Below are 1,330 nucleotides of genomic sequence, written 5' to 3'. Positions count from 1 at the left end.
ATCGTCTTCAGCACCTGCGAGGCGATCTGGTAGGGGTCGCCTTGCGAGTTCGGGCGGCGGTCTTCCAGGTAGCCCTTGTAGTCGTTCTTGACGAAGGAGTGCGGCACGCGGATCGAAGCGCCGCGGTCGGCGACGCCGTAGGAGAACTTGTTCCACGGCGCGGTCTCGTGCTTGCCGGTCAGGCGCTTGTCGTTGTCCGGACCGTAGACGGCGATGTGATCCATCAGGTTCTTCTCGAACTGCGCCATCAGCGCCTCGAAATAGGTCTTGCCGCCGACTTCGCGCATGTACTTGGTCGAGAAGTTGCAATGCATGCCCGAACCGTTCCAGTCGGTGTCGCCAAGCGGCTTGCAGTGGAATTCGATGTCGATGCCGTATTTCTCGGTGAGGCGCAGCAGCAGGTAGCGCGCCATCCACATCTGGTCTGCGGCCTTCCTGGAGCCCTTGCCGAAAATCTGGAATTCCCACTGGCCCTTCGCCACTTCGGCATTGATGCCTTCATGGTTGATGCCGGCAGCGAGGCAGAGGTCGAGATGCTCCTCGACGAGCTGGCGCGCGATGTCGCCGGCATTCTTGAAGCCGACGCCGGTGTAGTACGGGCCCTGCGGTGCGGGATAGCCGCTCTCGGGGAAGCCGAGGGGGCGGCCGTCCTTGTAGAAGAAATATTCCTGCTCGAAGCCGAACCAGGCGTCCTCGTCGTCGAGGATGGTCGCGCGGCTGTTCGATGCATGCGGGGTGACGCCATCGGGCATCATGACTTCGCACATCACGAGAACACCATTGGTGCGGGCCGGATCCGGGTAAACCGCCACAGGCTTCAGCACGCAGTCGGAGCTGCGGCCCTCGGCCTGGTTCGTCGAGGAGCCGTCGAAGCCCCACAGCGGCAGCTGCTCGAGCGTCGGGAACTCGGCAAACTCCTTGATCTGGGTCTTGCCGCGCAGATTGGGGGTCGGGGTGTAGCCGTCGAGCCAGATATACTCGAGCTTGTATTTGGTCATTCCAGTGCCTCTCGTTGCTTGGACGCCGCCGTGACAGCGTCGATGCATGGCCGGATCAAGCCGGCCTGCCGATGGTTAAAATGCAAGTCGTATGCCACTCCGATATCGCGGGGTGCGGCAAAATGGTCATGGCAAAGCGTTGATTTTGCTGAGCCGCCTCAGCAATGCGTTCCGATCGTTCAGCAAATGATGTTGCTCAAATAATGTGCAAAAAATGATCTTTTGATAGGCATATTGCCTAAATGAATCGCAGAACCTATTTTGATGGAAAGCTGAATCGACACGCTCCTGGAAAGACAGGGAGACCGACAATGCAAGTTACGCCTTCGCCA

1 protein-coding gene is annotated in these 1,330 nt (G+C 59.4%); it reads right to left on the bottom strand.

The genetic code is table 11. The features are described from left to right. Positions 1-998 (bottom strand): glutamine synthetase beta-grasp domain-containing protein (locus tag EOD07_RS34610; protein WP_127238369.1); only part of this gene is annotated, 998 nt, incomplete at its 3' end. Positions 999-1,330: the final 332 nt, after the last annotated feature.

The organism is Mesorhizobium sp. M2C.T.Ca.TU.002.02.1.1, from assembly GCF_003997225.1.
Note: the sequence above shows the minus strand (reverse complement) of the source record. Positions and strands in the feature narration are given on the sequence as shown.